Genomic DNA, 25,083 nt, shown 5'->3' with positions numbered 1-25,083 from the left:
AATGCGTCTTTAATTGCTATTATAACATAAAAAGTTGTATTGTGGTATAAAACAAGAAAAATACTGCTATTTTCTGATAGCATAAAGGTATGTTACTATTAGTTTGATGAAAACGGAAGAAAAAACAATACGAAAGGAGCTTGTGATATGTCAAAAAGAAAGGTTGTCGGAAGGTTCTCTCTGATCATGGGAGCTGTGCTTGGAATGGCATGTCTTGTAGGATGTGAAGAGAAAACTTCAAGTGATCAGACAGAAGTCGAGATGGTGTGTTATAAACAGGAAGCGGTAGAAGCGTTTGAAAAAATTGAAGAACAATTTAATGAAACGCATGAAGATATCCATCTGACGATTTCTTCTCCGAATGAGGCAATGACGATTTTGAAAACAAGATTTATCCGGGAAGATTACCCGGACATTATCGGAATCGGAGGGGATATTAATTATTCCAATTTTTTGGATGCGGATCTATTTCTTGATATTTCAGAGTTGGAAGAACTAGACAAGGTAAAAGAGTCCTATCTTGAAATGGATAAAGAACTGGAGTTTGCTCCGAGGGAAGGCGTTTATGCACTTCCATATGCGGCAAATGCGGCTGGAATCCTCTATAACAAAGAGATGTTTCGGGAACATGGTTGGGAAATTCCGGAAACATGGGAAGAATTTACTGAGTTGTGTGATCAGATTCAAAGCAGTGGGATACAGCCGCTGTATTTCGGTTTTAAAGATGTGTGGACGTGTCTGGCACCGTGGAACGCTCTGGCGGTTGGTCTTGCCGATTCGGATACTTGCAGCCAGGTAAATCAAGGTGAGACAACATTTGCAATGGCTTATCGGGAAACAGCTGAGAAAATAAAAAAACTTCTCGCATATGCAGAACCGAATCCGTATGCCTATAGCTATAATGATGCCTGCACTGCATTTGCCAGGGGGGAATCTGCTATGTATCCGATCGGAAGCTATGCAATTCCTCAGATCCGGTCAGTGAATCCCGAGATGGAGATTGATTCATTTGTGTTTCCGGCAAATTCTTCAGTGGAGGAAAATGTATTGAATTCAGGAATCGACCTTCAGTTTTGTGTTATGAAAAATACAGAACAGAAGGAGGCAGTCTATGAAGTGCTTCGTTTTCTGTATGAAGATGAAGTGATTCAGATCTATTTGGAAGATCAGGGCGGTATTGCCTGTAAAGAAGGTGCATTTACGATTCCGAATGAACTGGAGGGAATGAGGGATTATATTGAGAATGATAAAATGGCAGATTTTCAAGACCATCACTATCCGAGTGAGATGAGTGTGGATGCGATGATCCAGACGTATCTGCTGGATGAAAGTGAGGATGCGACAGATAAATTTCTGGAACGGTTTGATACGGAATGGAAACGCTATAACAGAGATTTGATCCGCAAAGTACAGGAGTATCAAAAAGAGATGGAGGATGCGCAATGAAAAAGAAAATGAGTAACCGGGATAAGACATTTCTGGCAATTGTGATACCGGTAGTGCTATTGTTCTTTATGTTCAATACGCTGCCGATGCTAAAAGGAGTTGTTTATAGTTTTACGAATTATAAAGGCTATGGTTCCTATGAATATGTAGGACTGCGGAATTATATCGACTTGTTTACGGATGCAAGAGTAGGCAAAAGCTATTTGTTTACATTTAAATATGCGCTGGTGGGAACGGTTTTTGTAAATGCGCTGAGTTTGATTATGGCTCTGGGACTGAATAGTCAAATTCGTTTTAAAAGTGCGCTTCGCGGTATTTATTTTGTACCGAATATTCTTGGAGGACTTGTGATCGGATATATTTTCAGTTTTATTTTTACATATATCCTTCCGACAGTCGGAGATGCGTTTCAGATCGGATTTCTGCAGGATAGTATTCTTGCAAGTGAAAAGTATGCATGGATCGGTGTGCTGATCGTTGGAGTGTGGCAGGCAGTTGCGATGAATACGATTATTTATATTTCTGGTCTGCAAACAGTTCCGTCGGATGTTTATGAGGCAAGCATGTTGGATGGCGCTGGAAAATGGAAAGAATTCTGGAAGGTGACATTTCCTCTTGTAATGCCGTTTGTGACAATCAATCTTGTATTGAGTACGAAGAATTTTTTGATGGTATTTGATCAGATTATGTCTTTGACAAAGGGAGGACCGGCACAGAGCACCGAATCTATTTCTTATCTAATTTATAAAAATGGTATGGATGGAGGTCAGTTTGGATTCCAAAGTGCAAATGCGGTACTGTTTTTTGTTGTCATCGTGGCGATTTCTATTTTTCAGATGACGGTCATGGGGAAAAAGGAGGAACAGTTATAATGCAAAAAAAGAAAAAAACAAATTGGATGTTAACGATTGTATTGCTGCTTGGAACAGTAACGGTGTTCTTCCCTCTTTATATGGCAATTATGATTGCATTTAAACAGCCGAGCGAAATGACGAATGATGTGGCCGGGGCACTGGCGTTTCCGGAAAGATGGAGTTTAGAAAATTTTCGTCAGGCGATGGAAGTAACAGATTTTTGGCATTCTCTCGGAAATAGTTTACTGATTACGATTGCGACAATCGTGTTGGCAATTCTGATCCATTCGCTTGCCGGCTATGTGATTGGAAGAGGAATGGCAAAAAAGAAAAGTTTCCGGGTAATTTATTTGTATATTGTAAGTGGAATGTTTGTTCCGTTCTCTATTTTGATGATGCCGCTTGTGAAACAGACATCGCAGATGGGACTTGGAAATCGTGCAGGAGTAATTCTTTTGTATCTCGTATTTTATATGCCGATGAATGTATTGCTCTATACAGGGTATTTGAAAAATATACCGGAGGCTCTGGAAGAGGCGGCAGATATTGATGGAGCGAGCGCCTGGAAAACATACTGGCAGATTATTTTTCCGATGATGATGCCGATGCACGCAACAGTTGCAATCCTGACAGCTCTCGGTACATGGAATGATGTGATGACGCCGCTTGTTATTATGGCGGGAACGGGGCAGAATACACTTCCGCTGGCACAGTTGAATTTCCAGACACAGTTTGGAACAAATTATAATCTGGCATTTGCATCATATATTCTGGCGTTGATTCCGATTCTGATCTTTTATGTAATTTGCCAGAAACAGATTTTAAATGGTGTGGCAAACGGCGCAGTGAAAGGATAGAGATAAGATGAAGCTTGAAAATAAAATTATGTTAATTACATATGCGGACAGCATGGGAAAGAACTTGAAAGAACTGCATCAGGCGTTGAATACCTACTACAAAGATGCGGTGGGAGGAGTTCACATTCTGCCATTTTTTCCATCTTCGGCCGATCGGGGATTTGCACCGATGCGGTATGATGTGGTGGATGAATCGTTTGGAACTTATGAGGAGATTGAGGCAATCGGGAAAGCATATTATCTGATGTTTGATTTTATGGTAAATCATATCTCAGCGTCATCAGAGTATTTCAGGGATTTTGTGAAAAGAAAAGATGCATCTCCTTATCGGGATTTTTTTATCCGGTATGAAGATTTCTGGACAAACGGAGCTCCGACAAAAGAACAGTTGGATAAGATTTATAAAAGAAAACCGAGAGCGCCATATCTGGAGGTGGAATTTCAGGATGGGACAAGAGAGAAGATATGGTGTACGTTCTGCGAAGAACAGATTGATCTGGATGTGAGAAAAGAGGCTGTGAAGGCATTTATCAAAGAAACACTGGAAGATATGTGTCAGAAAGGAGCAGCGATGATTCGTCTGGATGCATTTGCCTATGCGGTCAAAAAAGAGGATACGAACTGCTTTTTTGTGGAACCTGATATCTGGGAACTGCTTCATGCAATTGAGAAAATTGTCCAAAAGCATGACGTGGAAATTCTGCCGGAAATTCACGAGCACTATACAATACCGATGAAAATTGCAAGGCAGGGGTTCTGGATCTATGATTTTGCGCTGCCGGTACTGACGCTTCATGGACTTTACAATCATACAGGAGTTTATTTGAAACGATGGTTGGAAATGTGTCCGATGAAACAGTTTACGACTTTGGATACCCATGATGGAATCGGAATTGTGGACGTGAAGGATCTGCTTCCGGATGAGGCGGTTGAGACGGTAAAAGAACAAATGTATCGTCAGGGGGCGAATGTAAAGAAAATCTATAGCTCGGAAGCGTACAATAATCTGGATGTGTATCAAGTGAATACAACATATTATTCGGCGCTTGGTAACAGGGATGATGCTTACCTGCTGGCGAGAGCAATTCAGTTTTTTGCACCGGGAATTCCACAAGTGTATTATGTGGGGCTTCTTGCCGGAGAAAATGATCTGGAATTGATGGAGAAGACAAAAAATGGACGGGACATTAACCGTCACTATTATACGCTTGAGGAGATTGGGAAAGAACAGAGCCGTCCGGTTGTGCAGAAATTGAAAGCGCTTATGGAACTTCGGAATACAGACCCGGCATTTCATCTGGAGGGGGAAATTCAGGTAGAAACGGCAGGAGAGCAGCTTGTGATTACGAGAACTTATAAGGAAAATCGGATCAGACTGTCGGCGGATCTAGGATCATATGGGTTTGTGATTACCAGATACGGAGAGTGTTATGAAAATGGAAAGGAAATGACAGTATGGCAATAACAGTAAATGAGCATGTGTTTTCTCTGGAAACAGAAAATACACTTTATCAAATGAAGGCGGATGTATTCGGGGTGCTGAAACACTTGTGGTATGGGAAAAAGACAGAAGAGTGTATGGAATATCTTCTGGATTATCCGGATGTGGGATTCGCAGGAAATATTTATGAAGCAGAACATGACAGAACGTACTCACTGAATACGATGCCTCTTGAGTATGCGGGGGGCGGAACGGGAGATTTTCGGGTACCGGCTGTGACAGTTGTACATAAGGATGGAAGCCAGGCGTTGGACTTGCGATTTCAGAGGTATTCTATCCGGAAAGGAAAATATAGTATTCCGGGACTTCCGGCGGTGTATGCAGAAGAGTCAGAATCAGAAACACTGGAAATTTATCTGAAGGATACAGCGTCCGAGACAGAAGTGGTGCTTCTCTATGGTGTGCTAGAAAAAGAAGATGTGATTACGAGAAGTGTGTTTGTCAGAAATAAGGGGAATACTCCGATAGTGCTTGAACGTGTGCACAGTCTTTGTATGGATATCCCATATGGAGATTGGGAGTGGATACATTTTCAGGGAAGACATACGATGGAGCGTCAGACAGAACGGCTTCCTGTGTTCTATGGTATTCAGGAGAGCAGCAGTACGAGAGGGACTTCAAGTCATCAACAGAATCCAGCAGTGCTGCTCTGTGAGAAAAACTGCACGGAAACAGTGGGTGAATGTATGGGGGCGCTGCTGATGTACAGCGGTGGATTCCAGACGCAGATTGAGAAAGATCAACTTGGACAGACAAGAATGGTAATGGGGATCCATCCGGATACATTTTCGTGGATGCTAGAACCAGGACAGGAATTTCGAGCGCCGGAAGTGATTCTGTCCTATTCAGAACATGGAATGGCAAAGTTATCGCAGCAGTTTCATCATGTAATCCGTCATCATGTATGCAGAGGAAGTTATCAGTTGTCAAAGCGCCCAGTGTTAATCAATAACTGGGAAGCGACGTATTTTGATTTTGATGAAAAAGCAATAGAGCAGATCGCAAAGCAGGCATCGGAGCTTGGTATTGATATGATGGTGCTGGACGACGGATGGTTTGGAAAACGGGATACTGATATATCCGGACTTGGGGATTGGAAGGTAAATGAGAAGAAGCTAAAAGGCGGCCTGGGAGCGCTTGTGAAGAAGATCAATGCAATGGGAATGAAATTCGGGCTATGGTTTGAACCGGAAATGATTTCGGAAGACAGCGATCTTTACCGCACTCACCCAGACTGGGCTATTCGCATTCCAGGAAGAAATCCGATGCGCAGCAGATACCAGCTTGTACTTGATATGGCAAACCCGGATGTGGTGGAATATCTGTATGAGTCTATTAGCAGTATTTTGAGAGAGAACCGGATTGAATATGTGAAATGGGATATGAACCGCAGTATTTCTGACTGGTATACGTCTGTCCTTCCGGCAGAACGTCAGAAAGAGATGCCGCACAGATATGTGCTTGGGGTTTATGAACTTCTGGAACGTCTGACAAGTGAATTTCCAAATGTACTGTTTGAGGGCTGCAGCGGAGGCGGAGGAAGATTTGATGCCGGAATGTTATATTATTGCCCTCAGATCTGGTGCAGTGACAATACAGATGCACATGACAGAACATTTATCCAGTATGGAACAAGTTTCTTTTATCCGGCATCTGCAGTCGGTTCTCACGTATCGGCAGTGCCGAATCATCAGACAGGGCGGATCACGTCTCTTGATACAAGGGGGACAGTGGCAATGGCGGGCAGTTTTGGTTATGAACTTGATCTGAATACGTTGAGTCAAGAGGAAAAGAAGAAGGTTGCAGAGCAGACAGCAAATTATAAGAAATACCAGGACTTGATTTATCAAGGGCGCTATTACCGGCTGAGCAATCCGTATCAGGACGAACTGGCGGCGTGGGCATTTGTCTCGGAAGATCAGTGTAAAGTTCTTGTGCAGGGGGTAGTATTTCGAGCAAAGTCCAATGTCCTTCGACATCGGATCACGCTTCAGGGACTGGATGAGAACGCAAGTTATCAGTTTGTGAAAGGCGGGACAAAGGAGAAAGCTATCAGTGGAAAAGCGCTTCTGGCAGGAGGTCTTCTTCTTCCTGCTGTGAAAGGCGATGATGCAGCGTTTGAATATTATCTGGAGAAAATATAATACTGAGTGGTGATGCAGAGACTGCGGTTGTTCTTTCTTTTTTGGCTGTTATGCGATATACTCGAAGAAAACAGAAATGTAATCGAGGCGGTGAAACGGAATTGAAAGAGATAGAAATGACGGAAACGTATACATTTCAAAGTCCGATAGGATATTTGACAATAGCGACAGAAAAAGACAGCGTAAGCAAAGTACATCTGGAGCAGAGAAACGGCGTGATAAGTGTCAATCAGAAGATCTCACACTTACAGCATTCGGATCTTTTGTATGAGATATACTGTCAGCTGCGAGAATATTTTGAAGGGCGTCGCCGGGAGTTTCAGCTTCCTATCCGGGAAGGAGGAACCGATTTTCAAAAGCAGGTTTGGGCTGCGCTTAGGGAAATTCCTTACGGAGAGACAAGAAGTTATCAGGAGATAGCAATGGCAATCGGAAATCCGAAGGCGGTGCGGGCAGTTGGACAGGCAAACAATCGGAATCCACTTCTGATAGTAACTCCATGTCATAGAGTGATCCATAAGAATGGAGATATTTCAGGTTTTGCCTGCGGAGTTGAGGTAAAGAAATATCTTTTGGAGCTGGAAAGAAGATATCAATGATAACGGACAGCATGGGGATGTGCTTATGTATATGAACAGTATGTGGATAGTATAGGGAGAGAGTGTGGATGAAGAAGACAATGAAAGGGTGCGTTGTGGATAAATGCATCCGACTTACATCCGTTTTCACAATTTTTGAGGCAATCTACCAGGAAGATTATTATTTTGGCGGGGAAACTCATGATTTTTGGGAGTTTGTCTGTGTGCTGGATGGTGTACTCGGTGTGACGGCAGGAGAAGATGTATTTCTGTTAGAACGAGGACAGGCGGTACTTCACAAGCCGATGGAATTTCACCGGTTATGGGCAGAGCGGAAAACACGCCCCCATATTGCTGTGATTTCCTTTGCAGCAGATGTGATGCCGGATATGAAAGAAAGACGTTTTGCGCTGAAGGAAGAAGAATTGGATACTCTGAGCAGATTAATGCAGGCGCGGGATGATGTTTTTGAAGTGGAACAGGGGTTGATGATTCATAAGATCAAAGCGGGAGCAGAGATAGAAGCGCATCGTTATGTGGCACAGTTTGAAATGCTTCTTCTGAAAGCGCTGCAGGAGAATACATCGACAGTGCTGCCTTATGTTTCCTCGGGAGCAGAAAATTACCGAAAGATTGTCCAGGTATTAGAAGAACATTTGGAAGAGCGGCTGACGCTGGGGAAAGTGGCGGAACTTTGTCAGATGAGTGAGGCTGCGGTAAAGAAGACATTTTCCAGATATGCAGGAATCGGTTTGATGACATACTTTAATCAAATTAAAATCCGGAGAGCGATCCGCTTGCTGGAAGAAGGGAAGAGTGTGAGCCAGACAGCTCAGATGCTTGGATTTGCAGATCAGAATTATTTCAGTACGGTGTTTAAGCGGGTAACCGGGAGTGCTCCGACGAAATATCTGAAATAGAGATGGATGACAGGAGGAGTTTTAAGCAGCCCCTGTCTGAGAGAAATTTTTCAGAGAAAATTTCGGGTAAATAAAAAAGATGTAAAGAAAAAAGAAAAAATTCCTTGACAAGCGAATAACATTATGTTAGTCTATTTTAGAAAGCTGCCGAAGACAGTAGGTGCCGTAAGGCATAAGGTGATGACGCCTACCGAGGAAGATTTGAATTCGATTTATGAGAATTTACAGAACTTCCAGGTCCGAGGGCGTGGAAGTTCTTTTTTTGGCAGTGCAAAATCTATAAGGAGGTGCACTAATCATGGCAAAAGTTGAGTTAAAACAGCCAGTAGTAGCAGCAATTGCAGAAGACATCAAAGATGCTGCATCTGTTGTGTTAGTTGACTACCGTGGACTTACTGTAACAGAAGATACAGCTCTTCGTAAACAGTTAAGAGAAGCTGGTGTGATCTACAAAGTTTGCAAAAACACAATGATGAGAAGAGCTTTTGAAGGAACAGAGTTCGCTGGATTAGACGAGTTCTTAAACGGACCGAGCGCTATTGCAATTTCTAAAGATGATGCAACAGCTCCGGCAAGAATCCTTTGCAAGTTCGCAAAAGATGCGAAAGCATTAGAGTTAAAAGCAGGTGTGGTTGAAGGAGAAGTTTACGATGTAAACGGTTTAACAGAGTTATCCAAGATTCCTTCAAGAGACGAGCTTATTTCCAAATTACTTGGAAGCTTACAGTCACCAGTTACAAATCTTGCTCGTGTTCTTAATCAGATCGCTGAAAAAGGCGGAGCAGAGAATTGTGAAGCAGCACCGGCAGAAGCTCCTGCAGCTGAATAATTACAAAATGTAATCAATTTAAAAAGAACCCTAAAATTAACGGAGGTAAATAAAATGGCAAAATTAACAACAGCTGAATTTATTGAAGCTATCAAAGAATTATCTGTATTAGAATTAAACGAATTAGTAAAAGCATGTGAAGAAGAATTTGGTGTATCTGCAGCAGCAGGTGTAGTAGTTGCAGCAGCAGGCGGAGAAGCTGCAGCAGCAGAAGAAAAAGATGAGTTCACAGTTGAATTAACAGCAGCTGGTGCTTCTAAAGTTAAAGTAATCAAAGTTGTTCGTGAAATCACAGGACTTGGATTAAAAGAAGCTAAAGAAGTAGTTGACGGAGCTCCAAAAGCAATCAAAGAAGGCGTTTCTAAAGCAGAAGCTGAAGAAATCAAAGCTAAATTAGAAGCAGAAGGTGCAGAAGTTACATTAAAATAATCTAACCTTTAGATTTATAAAGCAGGTTCCAAATGGGACCTGCTTTTCTTTTCAAAGTGGTGCAGGGGCTATAAGGAAGCCCGGCTCAAGAAATTTCTATTATTATTTTGGAAGAAAATGATGTCAGAATCCTATCATAAGCCATATAGAATCCTGTTGGATCATACATATCGGAATATCTCGGAATTTATTTCAAAAATATTTTAAAAATGTGAAAATATATATTGACAGTCTTGACAGATTTGTGCTATATTATAAGTTGCATTATTGTGGAAAATCATGCCATAAATTTGCGATTAAACAGGTAGTACAAATCCTTTTTTGATGGAAAAACCCGATAAACAGGGCGTTTACATCAAGGGAGAGGAAAAATATATAAGGAGTGAAACGTCAATGGAGAAAAACAGAATTCGTCCCATCAATAGTGGAAAAAGCATGCGAATGAGCTATTCCCGACAAAAAGAAGTATTACAGATGCCGAATTTAATTGAAGTCCAGAAAGATTCTTATAAATGGTTTCTGGATTATGGATTGAAAGAAGTATTTGAAGATATTTCACCAATTGCCGACTACAGCGGTCATTTAAGTTTGGAATTTGTAGATTTTACATTCTGTGAAGAAGATGCAAAGTACACGATCGAAGAATGTAAAGAGCGCGACGCTACTTACGCAGCACCTCTGAAGGTGAAAGTAAGACTCTATAATAAGGAAACAGACGAAATTAATGAACATGAGATTTTTATGGGAGACCTGCCGATCATGACAAAGACAGGTACATTCGTAATCAATGGAGCTGAGCGTGTTATCGTCAGCCAGCTGGTTCGTTCTCCTGGTATTTACTATGCGATTTCTCATGATAAGATTGGTAAAAAATTATATTCTTCCACAGTTATTCCGAACCGTGGTGCATGGCTTGAATATGAGACAGACTCTAATGACGTTTTCTATGTACGTGTTGACAGAACAAGAAAGGTGCCGGTTACAGTTCTGATCCGTGCACTTGGAATCGGCACTAATGCTGAGATTCTGGAATTATTCGGCGAAGAACCGAAGATTCTGGCAAGCTTTGGAAAGGATACTGCTGAGAATTACCAGGAAGGTCTTCTGGAATTATATAAGAAGATCCGTCCGGGCGAGCCGCTTGCAGTAGACAGTGCAGAAAGTCTGATCACAAGTATGTTCTTTGACGCAAGACGTTATGATCTTGCGAAAGTAGGACGTTATAAATTCAATAAAAAACTGCTTCTTAGAAACCGTATTACCGGACATGTTCTTGCAGATGATGTAGTGAGCCCTCTGACAGGAGAAGTAATTGCTGAAAAGGGTGAAGAAGTCACAAAGGAAAAGGCAGATGCGATTCAGAACGCAGCTGTTCCGTTTGTCTGGATTGAAGGCGAAGAGCGCAATATCAAAGTGCTGTCTAATATGGCGGTAGAGCTTGATAAGATTGTAGATATCGATCCGGCAGAAGTGGGAGTGGCAGAGCTTGTTTACTATCCGGTACTTGCACAGCTTCTTGAAGAGACAGCAGGCGATATCGACGAGTTAAAAGAAGCAATTCATAAGAATATGCATGAACTTGTTCCGAAGCACATTACAAAGGAAGATATTCTTGCTTCTATTAACTACAATATGCATCTGGAATATGGTTTGGGCAATGACGATGATATCGACCACTTAGGAAACAGACGTATCCGTGCGGTTGGAGAACTTCTTCAGAACCAGTACAGAATCGGTCTTTCAAGACTGGAAAGAGTTGTTCGTGAGCGAATGACAACACAGGATCTGGAAGGAATTTCTCCACAGTCTCTGATCAACATTAAACCGGTTACAGCAGCCGTGAAAGAATTCTTCGGTTCTTCTCAGCTGTCACAGTTCATGGATCAGAACAACCCGCTTGGTGAGCTGACACATAAGAGACGTCTTTCCGCACTTGGACCGGGAGGTCTTTCAAGAGATCGTGCCGGATTCGAGGTTCGAGACGTTCACTATTCTCACTATGGAAGAATGTGTCCGATTGAGACACCTGAAGGTCCGAACATCGGTCTTATCAACTCCCTTGCTACTTATGCGAGAATTAACGAGTATGGTTTTGTTGAAGCGCCATACAGAAAGATTGATAAAACAGATCCGAAGAATCCGCGTGTCACAGAAGAAGTTGTTTATATGACAGCAGATGAAGAGGATAATTACCATGTAGCACAGGCGAATGAGCCGCTGGACGAAGAAGGACATTTTATCCGTAAGAATGTTTCCGGTCGTTACAGAGAAGAGACACAGGAGTATGAACGTACAATGTTCGATTACATGGACGTGTCTCCGAAGATGGTATTCTCTGTTGCTACAGCCCTGATTCCATTCCTTGAAAATGATGATGCGAACCGTGCGCTCATGGGATCAAACATGCAGCGTCAGGCAGTGCCGCTTCTGACAACAGAAGCTCCGGTAGTCGGAACAGGTATGGAAGCAAAGGCAGCAGTTGACTCAGGCGTATGTGTTGTTGCGGAAGAGGCCGGAGTTGTAGAGCGTTCTTGCTCGAATGCGATCACGATTCGTCACGATGACGGAACAAAGAAAGTATACAAGCTGACAAAATTCATGCGAAGCAACCAGAGCAACTGCTACAATCAGAGACCGATCGTATTCAAAGGCGAACGGGTAGAGGCAGGACAGGTAATTGCCGACGGTCCTTCTACATCGAATGGAGAGCTTGCGCTTGGTAAGAACCCATTGATCGGTTTCATGACATGGGAAGGTTATAACTACGAGGATGCGGTTCTCTTGAGTGAGAGACTTGTTCAGGATGATGTTTATACATCTGTTCATATCGAAGAATATGAAGCAGAAGCCCGTGATACAAAGCTCGGACCGGAAGAAATCACAAGAGATATTCCGGGTGTGGGCGATGATGCGCTGAAAGATCTGGATGACAGAGGTATCATCCGTATCGGTGCAGAGGTGCGCGCAGGAGACATTCTTGTTGGTAAAGTAACTCCGAAGGGAGAGACAGAGCTGACAGCAGAAGAGAGACTGCTTCGTGCAATCTTCGGCGAGAAAGCCCGCGAAGTAAGAGATACTTCTCTGAAAGTACCGCATGGAGAATACGGAATTGTTGTGGATGCGAAAGTATTTACAAGAGAGAATGGAGATGAACTGTCTCCGGGAGTAAATCAGGCAGTCCGCATTTACATTGCACAGAAGAGAAAGATCTCTGTTGGAGATAAAATGGCCGGCCGTCACGGTAACAAGGGTGTTGTTTCCCGTGTACTTCCGGTAGAAGATATGCCGTTCCTTCCGAACGGACGTCCGCTGGACATCGTGTTGAACCCACTTGGTGTGCCTTCACGTATGAACATCGGACAGGTGCTTGAGATCCACTTAAGTCTTGCATCAAAAGCACTTGGATTTAATATTGCAACACCGGTATTCGATGGTGCAAACGAAATTGATATTATGGATACACTTGATCTGGCAAATGACTATGTAAACCTTGAATGGGATGAATTCAAGAACAAACATGGCGAAGAATTATTGCCGGAGGTACTTGATTATCTGTATGAGAACAGAGAACACAGAAAACTGTGGAAAGGCGTACCGCTGTCACGCGATGGTAAAGTTCGTTTAAGAGACGGACGTACCGGAGAATATTTTGACAGTCCGGTAACAATTGGACACATGCATTACCTGAAGCTTCATCACCTGGTAGATGATAAGATCCATGCACGTTCTACAGGTCCTTACTCATTAGTTACACAGCAGCCGCTCGGTGGTAAAGCACAGTTCGGTGGACAGCGTTTCGGTGAGATGGAGGTTTGGGCACTTGAGGCTTATGGTGCATCTTACACATTACAGGAAATCCTGACTGTAAAATCTGACGATGTTGTCGGACGTGTGAAGACTTATGAGGCGATCATCAAAGGTGATAATATCCCTGAGCCGGGTATTCCGGAATCCTTCAAGGTATTGCTGAAAGAGCTTCAGTCTCTCGGACTGGATGTTCGTGTTCTCAGAGAGGACAATACAGAGGTCGAGATCATGGAGGCGTCAGATTACGGCGAGACAGATCTGCGTTCAATCATTGAGGGAGATAAAGGCTTCCGCAAAGAAGAGCAGTACGGAGAACACGGATTCAGTCAGCAGGAATTCGATGGAGAAGAGCTTGTTGATGTAGAAGAAGATTTCCCGGAAGATTTTGACGAAGCTGACGATTTTGATGATATTCTCGACGAAGAATAGAAGGGAGTGCCAATATGACAGCAACAAATAATGAAACATATCAGCCAATGACATTTGATGCGATCAAAATCGGACTGGCATCACCTGAGAAGATTCTGGAATGGTCAAGAGGCGAGGTTACAAAACCTGAGACGATCAACTACAGAACACTGAAGCCAGAGCGTGACGGTCTGTTCTGCGAAAGAATTTTCGGGCCGAACAAAGACTGGGAATGTCACTGTGGTAAATATAAAAAAATCCGCTACAAAGGCGTTGTCTGCGACCGTTGTGGCGTTGAAGTAACAAAAGCAAGTGTACGTCGTGAGCGCATGGGCCATATCGCCCTTGCTGCTCCGGTGTCACACATCTGGTATTTCAAGGGAATTCCAAGCCGTATGGGACTGATTCTTGATCTGTCTCCAAGAACACTTGAAAAAGTGCTCTACTTTGCTTCTTATATTGTACTTGATAAGGGAGAAACAAGCCTTCAGTACAAACAGGTATTATCTGAACAGGAGTACCAGGAAGCAAGAGAGACATGGGGAAGCGCTTTCCGTGTCGGAATGGGTGCAGAGGCCATTCAGGAACTCTTACAGGCAATTGACCTTGAAAAAGAATATGAAGAATTACAGGCAGGACTGAAAGGCGCTACCGGACAGAAACGTGCAAGAATCGTAAAACGTCTGGAAGTAGTTGAGGCGTTCCGCGAATCAGGCAATAAGCCGGAGTGGATGATCATGAATGTGATTCCGGTTATCCCGCCGGATCTTCGTCCAATGGTTCAGTTAGACGGAGGACGTTTCGCAACATCTGACCTGAATGATTTATATAGAAGAATCATCAACCGTAACAACCGTCTGAGAAGACTTCTTGAACTCGGCGCTCCGGATATTATTGTCCGCAACGAGAAGAGAATGCTTCAGGAGGCTGTTGATGCGCTGATTGATAATGGCCGCCGCGGCCGTCCGGTAACAGGACCTGGAAACAGAGCTTTGAAATCACTTTCTGATATGCTGAAAGGTAAATCAGGACGTTTCCGTCAGAACCTTCTCGGTAAACGTGTTGACTATTCAGGACGTTCTGTTATCGTTGTAGGACCGGAACTGAAGATTTATCAGTGTGGTCTTCCGAAAGAAATGGCAATTGAGCTGTTTAAGCCGTTTGTTATGAAAGAACTTGTGGCAAATGGTACAGCACATAATATTAAGAATGCAAAGAAAATGGTAGAGCGTCTGCAGCCGGAAGTTTGGGATGTCTTAGAAGACGTTATTAAAGAGCATCCGGTTATGCTAAACCGTGCTCCTACACTGCACAGACTTGGTATTCAGGCATTTGAGCCGATCCTTGTAGAAGGTAAGGCAATCAAACTACATCCGCTTGTTTGTACAGCGTTCAACGCCGACTTCGACGGTGACCAGATGGCTGTTCATCTTCCGTTATCTGTAGAAGCACAGGCAGAGTGCCGTTTCCTTCTGCTCTCTCCGAACAACCTTTTGAAACCTTCTGATGGTGGTCCGGTAGCCGTTCCTTCACAGGATATGGTACTTGGTATTTACTATCTGACACAGGAAAGACCTGGTGCAGAAGGTGAAGGCAAGTTCTTTAAGAGCGTGAATGAAGCAATTCTTGCTTATGAAAACGGTATCATCAAATTGCATTCCAGAATTAAAGTTCGTATGACAAAGACACTTCCGGACGGAGAGACAAAGACAGGAACCATTGAGTCTACACTTGGACGTCTTCTGTTCAATGAGATCATTCCGCAGGATCTTGGATTTGTCGACAGAACAATCGAAGGAAACGAGCTTCTTCCGGAAATTGATTTCCTTGTTGGTAAGAAACAGTTGAAGAAGATTCTTGAGAAAGTTATCAATACGCATGGTGCAACAGCAACTGCAGAAGTATTGGATAATGTAAAGGCGATCGGATACAAATATTCTACGAGAGCTGCTATGACGGTATCTATTTCCGATATGACAGTGCCGCCGCAGAAACCGCAGATGATCCAGGAAGCACAGGATACCGTAGACCGTATCACAAAGAACTTCAAACGTGGTCTTATTACAGAAGAAGAACGTTATAAAGAAGTTGTTGAGACATGGAAGGCAACTGACGAGGCGCTGACAGAAGCCCTGCTCTCCGGTCTTGATAAATACAATAATATTTACATGATGGCTGACTCCGGAGCCCGTGGTTCTGACAAACAGATCAAACAGCTTGCAGGTATGCGTGGTTTGATGGCTGATACAACAGGACGTACGATCGAGCTCCCTATCAAGTCTAACTTCCGTGAAGGACTTGACGTATTGGAGTACTTCATGTCTGCCCACGGTGCTCGTAAAGGTCTTTCCGATACAGCGCTTCGTACAGCCGACTCTGGTTACCTGACAAGACGTCTTGTTGACGTATCTCAGGAATTGATCGTGCGTGAAGTGGACTGTGCAGGAGAAGGCGAAGAGATTCCGGGAATGTATGTACATGCATTTATGGACGGAAATGAAGAGATCGAAAGCCTTCAGGAACGTATTACAGGACGTTATTCCTGTGAGACAATTAAAGATAAAGATGGCAATGTCATCGTAAAAGCAAACCATATGATCACACCAAAACGTGCAGAAGCCGTTATGAAATATGGTGTAGATGAGAATGGCGAACACCTGACAAAAGTAAAGATCCGTACAATCTTAAGCTGTAAGAGCCGTGTCGGAATCTGTGCAAAATGTTATGGTGCCAACATGGCAACAGGTGAGCCGGTACAGGTAGGTGAGGCTGTCGGAATTATCGCGGCACAGTCTATCGGTGAGCCGGGTACACAGCTGACCATGCGTACATTCCATACAGGTGGTGTAGCCGGTGATGATATCACACAGGGTCTTCCTCGTGTCGAAGAGCTTTTCGAGGCAAGAAAACCGAAAGGTCTTGCAATCATCACAGAATTTGGCGGTGTAGCTACAATTAATGATACAAAGAAGAAACGTGAGATCATCGTTGAAAATAAAGAAACAGGCGAGACAAAGGCATACCTGATCCCATACGGTTCCCGTATTAAGATTCAGGACGGCGCTGTTCTGGAAGCCGGTGATGAGCTGACAGAAGGTAGTGTAAACCCACACGATATCTTAAGAATTAAAGGCTTAAGAGCGGCTCAGGATTACATGATCCAGGAAGTTCAGAGAGTATACCGTCTCCAGGGTGTAGAAATCAATGATAAGCATATCGAAGTCATTGTACGCCAGATGCTGAAGAAGATCCGTATCGAAGAAAACGGAGATTCTGAATTCCTTCCGGGAACAATGGTTGATATTCTTGATTTTGAAGCAGTGAACAAAGAGCTGGTTGCAGACGGAAAAGAACCGGCAACAGGCGAGCAGGTAATGCTTGGTATCACAAAAGCTTCTTTGGCAACAAATTCATTCTTATCAGCTGCTTCTTTCCAGGAGACAACAAAAGTTCTGACAGAAGCTGCTATCAAAGGAAAAGTCGATCCGCTGATCGGTCTGAAAGAAAACGTTCTGATCGGTAAGCTGATCCCAGCCGGAACAGGTATGAGAAAATACCGTGACGTTAAGCTTGATACAGGCATGGAAGAAGAAGCAGAAGCCTTCGAAGAAGGCGAGGAAGCTGCAGCAGCTGTAGAAGAAACAGTGGAATTTGGAGATGGATTTTCTGATGAGTTTGTACCGGTGGAAACAGTAGAAGAAACTGCTGTGGAAGCGGAAGCGATTGCTTCAGAAAATGAGGAATTATAAGATCACTGCAATGGTGATGAATTAATTGAATTAAGGAAATAAATGATGGGTGCAGTCCGAAAGGGCTGTGCCCATTTTGTATATAATTTTGAGAAAATTTCATGCAGTTTGTCTCAGGGAAATCCATGTACTTTTCCATTTCTATGTGATAAACTTGACAGTAGCGAAGTAAAGTTTTAGCAGATGATTCGAATGATTATCTCAAAAATCAGCCAGAAGGAGGCAGGGAAATGAGTATTTGTGTTCGGAAGTTTGAGGAAGAGGATTTAGATCAGATGATCAGAATCTGGAATGATATTGTGGAAGAAGGAATTGCATTTCCGCAGGAAGAAGAATTGACAAGAGAAACCGGACTGGAATTTTTTAAGAGTCAGACATATACCGGGGTGGCAGAAGAGAAAGAGACCGGAAGAATTTACGGATTATATATTCTGCATCCAAATAATGTTGGAAGATGCGGACATATCTGCAATGCGAGCTATGCGGTAGACAAGGAGAGCAGAGGAAAACACATCGGTGAAATGCTTGTCCGGGATTGTATGGCGCAGGGGAAGATTTATGGATACAGAGTATTGCAGTTTAATGCAGTTGTTCGTACGAACGGCGCTGCAAGACATTTATATGAGAAGATTGGATTTGAGCAGCTTGGCGTGATTAAAGGCGGTTTTCGAATGAAAGACGGTCACTATGAAGATATTTGTCCATATTATATTACATTATAGAAGATGACAGGGAGGAAAGAGCCATGGAAGAAAAGCAAGTGGAAATAAAGAAGCAGGAAGAGAGAGGGAGACTTGCATTTCATGTAATGCAGAAACTGAGTTTTGTCCGGGAAAGCTGTACACCGGCAGAGTTAGAAGCAGTTCAGCTAATCTGCAGTGAAATCCGTAAAATCGGAATCGTACCGGAAGTAGAAGAATTTATGATGGATCATGCAGTGATTCACCAGGCATCACTTAAATTTGGCGGTAAAACCTATGAGGCAGGAGGATACATGATGTCCGGTTCCACACCGGAATCCGGAATCTGGGCGCCGTTTCATTATGCTCAGGATGCAGAAGAAGCAGATCTGATGGATGCGAAAGGAAAGATTGTTCTCCTGAACCGGAGACTGACACCGGAAGTATATGAAAGATTGATTCGGGCAGAAGTAAAAGGCTTTATTACATTTACCGGGACAATTATTGATGACCGCAGCAAAACAGATCTTCCGGACTGCGAACTCTATGACTGGGCAAGGAAATTCGGAGTCATTCCGGGAATCAATCTTCGGGCAGAAGATGCGCTGGCGCTTGTGAAAGAAAATCCGAAAGAAGTTGTACTGAAGCTTACACAGGAAGAAGGACAGTGGCCGGCTCATAACATTATTGCAGAAGTGCCTGGAACAGAAGAAAACGGGGAAACAATCGTGCTTGGCGGACATTATGATTCGGCGCAGTTTAGTCCGGGAGTGTACGACAATGGAGCCGGCTCGGCAATCTTGATTGAACTTTTGAAATATTTTAAGGAACATCCGGCAAAACGAAATCTGAAATTTATCTGGTTTTCAGCTGAAGAGAGAGGACTTGTGGGAAGCAAGGCATTTGTGAAAGCTCATGAAGAGGAACTGAAACAGATTCGCTTTATGATCAATGTAGATCTGGCAGCGCCGCTTCTGGGAGCAGATAAGGCGTGTGTTATGGCAGACCAGAGCCTTTGCCATATGATTGATTATCTTGCAAAGGAAGTAGGTTTTCCAATCACAGTAAGACAGTCCATTTACTCAAGCGATTCGATTCCGTTTACGGATGCCGGAATCCCGGCAGTAAATTTCTTCCGCGTAGGAATCGAGGGAGGCGTTAAGATCCATCACCGAAATGATGATCTGAATCAGGTAGGATTTGATAATCTTTCCCGCACAACAGCATTTATTCTGCTGTTCTGCCAGCGGATGTTAAATTCAGCAGTATTTCCGGTACCTGAGAAGATTCCGGAGAAGATCGTCGAAGATATCGACGTTTATTTAAAACGAAAGACAAAAGAGGAAGCATAATGAAGTCATTAGTAATTGCGGAGAAACCATCTGTCGGCCGGGATATTGCCCGGGTACTTGGATGTAAAAAGCAGATTCAGGGAGCGATTGAAGGGGAGAAATATATTGTCACATGGGGACTTGGACATCTTGTGACGCTGGCAGATCCGGAGGAATATGAAACAGGCTGGAAAGAATGGAAGATGGATTATCTTCCGATGATGCCAAAAGAATGGAAATTAGTAGTGATTCGCCAGACAGGGAAGCAATACCAGTTTGTGAAGGCACAGCTTTTTCGAAAAGATGTGTCTCAGATCATTATTGCGACAGATGCAGGACGGGAAGGAGAGCTTGTGGCGCGGTGGATCCTTGAGAAAGCCCATGTGTCAAAACCGATCCGGCGATTATGGATTTCTTCTGTAACAGACAAAGCAATCCGGGACGGATTTGCTAATTTGAAGGATGGAAAAGATTACGAGAATCTTTATCATGCGGCATCTGCCCGGGCAAAAGCTGACTGGCTCGTGGGAATGAATGGAACGAGAGCACTGACTTGTAAGTATAATGCCCAACTCTCCTGTGGCCGCGTACAGACGCCGACACTTGCCATGATTGCAAAGAGAGAAGAGGAAATCAAGGATTTCAAACCGCAGAGTTATTATGGTATGAAGGCGGTATCAAAAGGAATTATGTTCCAGTGGCAGGATGAGCGGTCGGGAAGCGGACGCACGTTTGATAAAACACGGGTAGAACAGATGAAGAAAAGGCTGGAGGGAGAAAGTCTTGTCATAACAAAAGTGGAGCGGACAGCAAAAAAGACGTATGCGCCGGGGCTTTATGACTTGACAGAACTTCAGAGAGACGCTAACAAGCGTTTTGGGTTCTCGGCAAAGGAAACACTGAATATTATGCAGAGGCTGTATGAGAAACACAAAGTGTTGACTTATCCGAGAACGGACTCCAGATATTTAAGTTCCGATGTTGTCGGAACACTGAAAGAACGTTTAAAAGCGTGCAGTGTCGGACCATACCGGAAAGTGGCGGGACCGCTGATCAACCGGGAGATACGGGCGGACAAGCGTTTCGTGAATGATGCTAAAGTAAGCGACCATCATGCAATTATACCGACAGAACAGTTTGTACAGTTGGAGCATATGACGAGTGATGAGAGAAAAATCTATGATCTTGTTGTAAGGAGATTTGCGGCAGTGCTTCTGCCGGCAGCAGAATATGAGCAGACAGTGCTGAAAGCTGAAGCTGCCGGTGAAACATTTGTGGCAAAGGGTAAGACGATGAAGAAATCCGGCTGGCTGGCTGCGTATGAAGAGGAATGGGAGCAGGAAGAGGAAACAGATGATCTGAGAGATCAAATACTTCCGAATGTAGAAACCGGAGATCAGATTCCGGTACTGCGCTACGAAATTGCAGAAGGAAAGACGAAGCCGCCGGCGCCGTTTAATGAGGCAACCCTTCTTTCCGCTATGGAAAATCCGGTAAAATATATGACAACGAAAGACGCAAAGGCGGCAAAGACACTGGGAGAAACCGGAGGACTTGGAACGGTGGCAACCCGCGCGGATATTATTGAGAAGCTGTTTAACAGTTTTCTGATGGAGAAGCGGGGCAAAGATATTTTTATTACATCGAAGGCAAAACAGTTACTGGAACTCGTACCGGAGGGATTAAAACAGCCGGAGCTGACTGCAGACTGGGAGATGAAACTTTCTAAGATCGCGAAAGGTCAGATGAAAGCAAGTACATTTATGCGGGAAATTGATGCGTATACGCAGGAAATCGTAGAAGAGATCAAGCTGGGGAAAGGTACATTTCGCCATGATAATGTAACGAATAAGAAATGTCCGCAGTGTGGGAAACCGATGTTGGCTGTAAATGGAAAAAACAGCAGGATGTTAGTCTGTCAGGATAGAGAGTGCGGTTATCGGGAGACTGTGGCACGCACGACAAATGCAAGATGCCCGAAATGCCATAAACGAATGGAACTTTATGGAAAAGGCGATGCTCAGACATTTATTTGTGCATGCGGCTATAAGGAGAAACTGTCTGCATTTGAGGCGAGACGGGCGAAGGAAGGAAAAGGCGTCAGCAAGAGAGACGTACAGAAATATCTAAACCAACAGAAGAAAGAGGCGGCGGAGCCGATCAATAATGCATTTGCAGCAGCGCTTGCAAACTTAAATCTGCCGGAGAAATAAAAATACATGATACGGAGGCATAAAGAAATGAACCACAGATTTGAAGTAAAAGATAAATTGTATCTGGATGGAGAACCTTTTCAGATTATTTCAGGAGCAATCCATTATTATCGCGTTGTGCCGGAATATTGGCGTGACCGTCTGGAAAAATTAAAAGCGATGGGCTGTAATACTGTGGAAACGTATGTGGCCTGGAATGTACATGAACCAAGAGAGAACGAATTCTGCTTTGAGGGAATAGCAGATCTTGGAAGATTTATCAGGACAGCCGGGGAGCTTGGACTGTGGGTCATTGTGAGACCGTCACCGTATATTTGTGCAGAGTGGGAGTTTGGCGGTTTTCCATCCTGGCTTTTGACAAAGCCGGGAATTCGCCTGCGCACAGACAACCCGGTGTACATGGATTGTGTTGCAAGCTATTATAAAGAGCTGTTCAAAATATTGACGCCGCTTCAATGCACAAAGGGTGGCCCGATTATTCTTATGCAGGTTGAAAATGAATATGGCTCCTACGGAACAGATAAAGAATATCTGAAACATCTGGCATCTCTTATGCGGGAAAACGGTGCAGAAGTTCCATTTTTTACTGCGGATGGACCGCGAAAAGAGATGATGGATAAGGGAACGATGGAAGGCGTATGGGCAACAGCTAATTTTGGCTCGAATACAAAAGACAGATTTCAGTTTCTGAAAGAATATATCGGTGATCAGCCACTTATGTGTATGGAGTTTTGGGCAGGATGGTTTGATCACTGGGGCGGAGAAACACATATGACATCGGATCTGGAACAGAATGTAAAAGATCTGGATGAGATGCTGCAGCAGGGAAATGTTAATTTCTATATGTTCCACGGAGGCACAAATTTTGGATTTATGAATGGTTCCAATTATGCCTCATGTCTGACACCGGATACGACATCTTACGATTATGATGCGGTACTGTCAGAAGATGGACGCATGACAGAGAAATATTTCCGTTTCCGTGATGTGATCAGTAAATATACAGAGATTCCGGAAGTAGAGTTTACAACAAAGATTAAACGAAAAGCTTATGGAAACGTACAGGCAGATAAGAAAGTGAGTCTTTTTTCTGTCCTTGATGATCTTTCAACACCGGTACATAGTCAGTGGACACAGTCCATGGAAGAAGTGGGACAAGACTATGGATTTATCCTTTACCGGACAAAACTTGGCACACAGAAAGATTTCAGTGAATTTAAAATCATGGGCGGAGGTGACCGGGCAAATATCTTTGCAGATGAGAAGCAGGTAGAAATCCGATATGACAAAGAACTGGAGAAAAATGAAGAACTTCATCTGGAGCGGGAAGGCGCACAGTTTGATATTTTGATGGAGAATCTTGGCCGCGTCAATTACGGGCAGCAGATTGAAGATCAGAAGAAAGGGATTACGAAAGGCGTCTGGTTTAACTGGGCATTCCAGAATGGATGGGATATTTACCCGCTTCCTCTGAATAATATTGAGAAAGTGGATTTCTCAAAGGAATATAAAGAAGGTCCGGCATTTTATCATTTTGAATTAACAGTTGACGAGCCAGCGGATACGTTTCTGGAGCTTCCGGGATTTGGGCATGGTTGTGTATTTATCAATGGAAAAAATCTGGGACGTTTTTGGGAGATCGGACCACAGAAACGGCTGTATATTCCGGCGCCGCTTCTTCGAGAAGGAAAGAATGAGATCATCGTATTTGAAACAGATGGAAAAGCCGGTGACGGTATCCGGTTTGAGGAAGAACCGTTGCTGTCATGATTGACAGAACTGAAACAACGGAAGAAAGGGACTACTTATAAATATTCATAAAAAAGCTTTCGGCAGAACCATATGAGATTCTGCCGGAGGCTTTTTATTCGTATTCTTCTAAAAGTTCTTCAAGAACTTCTTCCACGGTGGCGGTAGTAGCTGTGGCAAAACGGTCAACGCCGGGAGCACAGGTCTTCATGGCATAGCTTGAGCCGGCAGTAAGAAGCATTTCCACATCGTTATATTCATCTCCGAATGCCATACATTCCCGTTTCTTCACATGAAGCTGATCCATTAGGCTCTGTAATGCCAGACCTTTGTTGGCGTTTGGTGCGATGAAATCAAACCAGAGATTACCGGAGGTAACTACATTAATCCGCTCTTTGAAGAGTTCACGAAAATGACTGTCATAGCGGGAACTGCCCTGAAAGTCACAGACAGCGATCTTTAGAAATGGATCTGTGACAGAAGAGAAGTCATCCACCGGAGTGATGTCATATTTTACTTCTTCGCGCAGATAGCGAAGAAATTCAGGATTTTTATGTTCTACATAAGTAGTTCTCTCGCAGGCGAGAGCGATTTCCAATTCAGGTATTTTTTTGATTTCTTTAATAATTTCAAGTCCGAGAGAATGATCGATTTCGCCTTGATAGAAAATTTTTCCTTCGTGAGTACAGAGAGAACCGTTTTCTGCAATGTAAGAAATCTCATTCTGGATCGGACCAAAGAGGCGGCGAAGATTCTGATACTGGCGTCCGCTGGCAGCAACGAAATGAACTCCGCAGTCTTTCAGACGCAAGATCAGATCAGTAAATCCTTCCGGGAGCTCCTGAGCTCCGTTTCTCAGAACAGTGCCGTCCATATCGCTGGCAATTAATTTTATCATGTTAAAGTATCCTCCATTTTAATATTCCATTATTCTGTATGAGCAAGATCGGTTAAAAATAGTATCAGCGGATATGCTGGGCAAGATTTTCGTCATCAAAATCAAAGACACAGCGTTCAAATGCATTGATGACGTGGGTTTCTTCAAATTTGTCATAGCGCATATGCTGACGGCCGTAGCTTAAATGAACATGTCCGTGCAAAAAGAAGCGCGGCTGGTATTTTTGCATCAGTTTATTAAAAATCCGGAATCCCTGATGCGGGAGATCCCGACCGTCATTGAGCTGATAGGCCGGAGCGTGAGTGAGAAGAATGTCAAAGCCCCGGCGCCGCTTGAGTTTCCACCAGAGTTTTCTTACCCGCGCGGACATTTCCCGGTCCGTATATTGGTATTTTCCAGGACAATAGCGCATAGAACCGCCAAGTCCGAGGATTCGAATTCCGTTGTGTACATAAATATCATCATCTATGCAGATACAGCCTTCCGGCGGAACCGTGTCGTAGATGGAATCATGGTTTCCGTGGACGTACAGAACAGGCGCATGAGTAAATGTGGCGAGAAATGACAAGTATCGCGGATCAAGATCCCCGGCTGAGAGTATCAGGTCAATTCCCTCCAGCTTGCTCTTATCGAAGAAATCCCAGAGATACCGGGATTCTTCGTCTGCAATAGCTAGTATTTTCATTTGCT

Annotated in this window: 17 protein-coding genes and 1 other annotated feature; of the genes, 15 read left to right on the top strand and 2 right to left on the bottom strand. The window is 43.6% G+C overall.

Annotation, left to right across the window (positions count from 1 at the left end; translation table 11 throughout):
* The first annotated feature begins 147 nt into the window (after positions 1-147).
* From KFE17_09515 to KFE17_09445, 15 genes are all read left to right on the top strand, one after another.
* Positions 148-1,446 (top strand): extracellular solute-binding protein, encoded by a 1,299-nt coding sequence (locus KFE17_09515; protein QUO31122.1) that lies wholly within the window; start codon positions 148-150, stop codon positions 1,444-1,446.
* Complete coding sequence (locus KFE17_09510; GenBank protein QUO31121.1) at positions 1,443-2,318, top strand: sugar ABC transporter permease; 876 nt, start codon at positions 1,443-1,445, stop codon at positions 2,316-2,318. The genes KFE17_09515 and KFE17_09510 overlap by 4 nt, the downstream gene beginning before the upstream one ends.
* Positions 2,318-3,157, top strand: coding sequence for a carbohydrate ABC transporter permease (locus tag KFE17_09505; protein ID QUO31120.1), 840 nt, complete (start codon positions 2,318-2,320; stop codon positions 3,155-3,157). Before KFE17_09510 ends, KFE17_09505 begins: the two co-directional genes overlap by 1 nt.
* Before the next feature lie 7 nt (positions 3,158-3,164).
* Positions 3,165-4,622 (top strand): sucrose phosphorylase, encoded by a 1,458-nt coding sequence (gene gtfA, locus KFE17_09500; GenBank protein QUO31119.1) that lies wholly within the window; start codon positions 3,165-3,167, stop codon positions 4,620-4,622.
* Positions 4,613-6,802 (top strand): alpha-galactosidase, encoded by a 2,190-nt coding sequence (locus KFE17_09495; protein ID QUO31118.1) that lies wholly within the window; start codon positions 4,613-4,615, stop codon positions 6,800-6,802. The genes gtfA and KFE17_09495 overlap by 10 nt, the downstream gene beginning before the upstream one ends.
* Before the next feature lie 116 nt (positions 6,803-6,918).
* Positions 6,919-7,401, top strand: a complete 483-nt coding sequence (locus KFE17_09490) for a methylated-DNA--[protein]-cysteine S-methyltransferase (GenBank protein QUO33682.1) — start codon at positions 6,919-6,921, stop codon at positions 7,399-7,401.
* Positions 7,402-7,469: 68 nt separating this feature from the next.
* Positions 7,470-8,300: a helix-turn-helix transcriptional regulator gene (locus tag KFE17_09485; GenBank protein QUO31117.1), complete on the top strand. Its 831-nt coding sequence runs from the start codon at positions 7,470-7,472 to the stop codon at positions 8,298-8,300.
* Between the two features lie 129 nt (positions 8,301-8,429).
* Positions 8,430-8,570 (top strand) — a sequence feature (ribosomal protein L10 leader region).
* A 28-nt stretch (positions 8,571-8,598) separates the two neighbouring features.
* A complete protein-coding gene (locus tag KFE17_09480) occupies positions 8,599-9,129 on the top strand; it encodes a 50S ribosomal protein L10 (GenBank protein QUO31116.1) in 531 nt (176 codons plus the stop codon).
* A gap of 54 nt (positions 9,130-9,183) precedes the next feature.
* Positions 9,184-9,558, top strand: coding sequence for a 50S ribosomal protein L7/L12 (rplL, locus tag KFE17_09475; protein ID QUO31115.1), 375 nt, complete (start codon positions 9,184-9,186; stop codon positions 9,556-9,558).
* Between the two features lie 393 nt (positions 9,559-9,951).
* A complete protein-coding gene (locus KFE17_09470) occupies positions 9,952-13,794 on the top strand; it encodes a DNA-directed RNA polymerase subunit beta (protein ID QUO31114.1) in 3,843 nt (1,280 codons plus the stop codon).
* 14 nt (positions 13,795-13,808) lie between these two features.
* On the top strand, positions 13,809-17,522 hold the full coding sequence (gene rpoC / locus KFE17_09465) for a DNA-directed RNA polymerase subunit beta' (GenBank protein ID QUO31113.1): 3,714 nt from the start codon (positions 13,809-13,811) through the stop codon (positions 17,520-17,522).
* Positions 17,523-17,752: 230 nt separating this feature from the next.
* The gene (locus KFE17_09460) at positions 17,753-18,244 is read left to right on the top strand and encodes a GNAT family N-acetyltransferase (protein QUO31112.1); all 492 of its coding nucleotides are present in this window, start codon (positions 17,753-17,755) and stop codon (positions 18,242-18,244) included.
* Positions 18,245-18,267: 23 nt separating this feature from the next.
* Positions 18,268-19,554, top strand: coding sequence for a Zn-dependent exopeptidase M28 (locus KFE17_09455; GenBank protein ID QUO31111.1), 1,287 nt, complete (start codon positions 18,268-18,270; stop codon positions 19,552-19,554).
* A complete protein-coding gene (locus KFE17_09450; protein ID QUO33681.1) occupies positions 19,551-21,746 on the top strand; it encodes a DNA topoisomerase III in 2,196 nt (731 codons plus the stop codon). The genes KFE17_09455 and KFE17_09450 overlap by 4 nt, the downstream gene beginning before the upstream one ends.
* A 27-nt stretch (positions 21,747-21,773) precedes the next feature.
* Positions 21,774-23,516 carry a beta-galactosidase gene (locus tag KFE17_09445; GenBank protein QUO31110.1) on the top strand — a complete coding sequence of 581 codons (1,743 nt, stop codon included), beginning with the start codon at positions 21,774-21,776 and terminating at the stop codon, positions 23,514-23,516.
* Positions 23,517-23,610: 94 nt separating this feature from the next.
* Here the strand turns inward: KFE17_09445 and KFE17_09440 are convergent, their stop codons facing one another.
* Both KFE17_09440 and KFE17_09435 read right to left on the bottom strand, forming a co-directional pair.
* On the bottom strand, positions 23,611-24,393 hold the full coding sequence (locus KFE17_09440) for an HAD family hydrolase (GenBank protein ID QUO31109.1): 783 nt from the start codon (positions 24,391-24,393) through the stop codon (positions 23,611-23,613).
* Positions 24,394-24,457: 64 nt separating this feature from the next.
* Positions 24,458-25,078: a metallophosphoesterase gene (locus KFE17_09435; protein QUO31108.1), complete on the bottom strand. Its 621-nt coding sequence runs from the start codon at positions 25,076-25,078 to the stop codon at positions 24,458-24,460.
* Positions 25,079-25,083: the final 5 nt, after the last annotated feature.

Origin of the sequence: Faecalicatena sp. Marseille-Q4148, assembly GCA_018228665.1 — a bacterium.
GTDB lineage: Bacteria > Bacillota > Clostridia > Lachnospirales > Lachnospiraceae > UBA9414.
The sequence above is the reverse complement of the archived record's forward strand: the minus strand, read 5'-3'. Positions and strand labels throughout refer to the sequence as shown.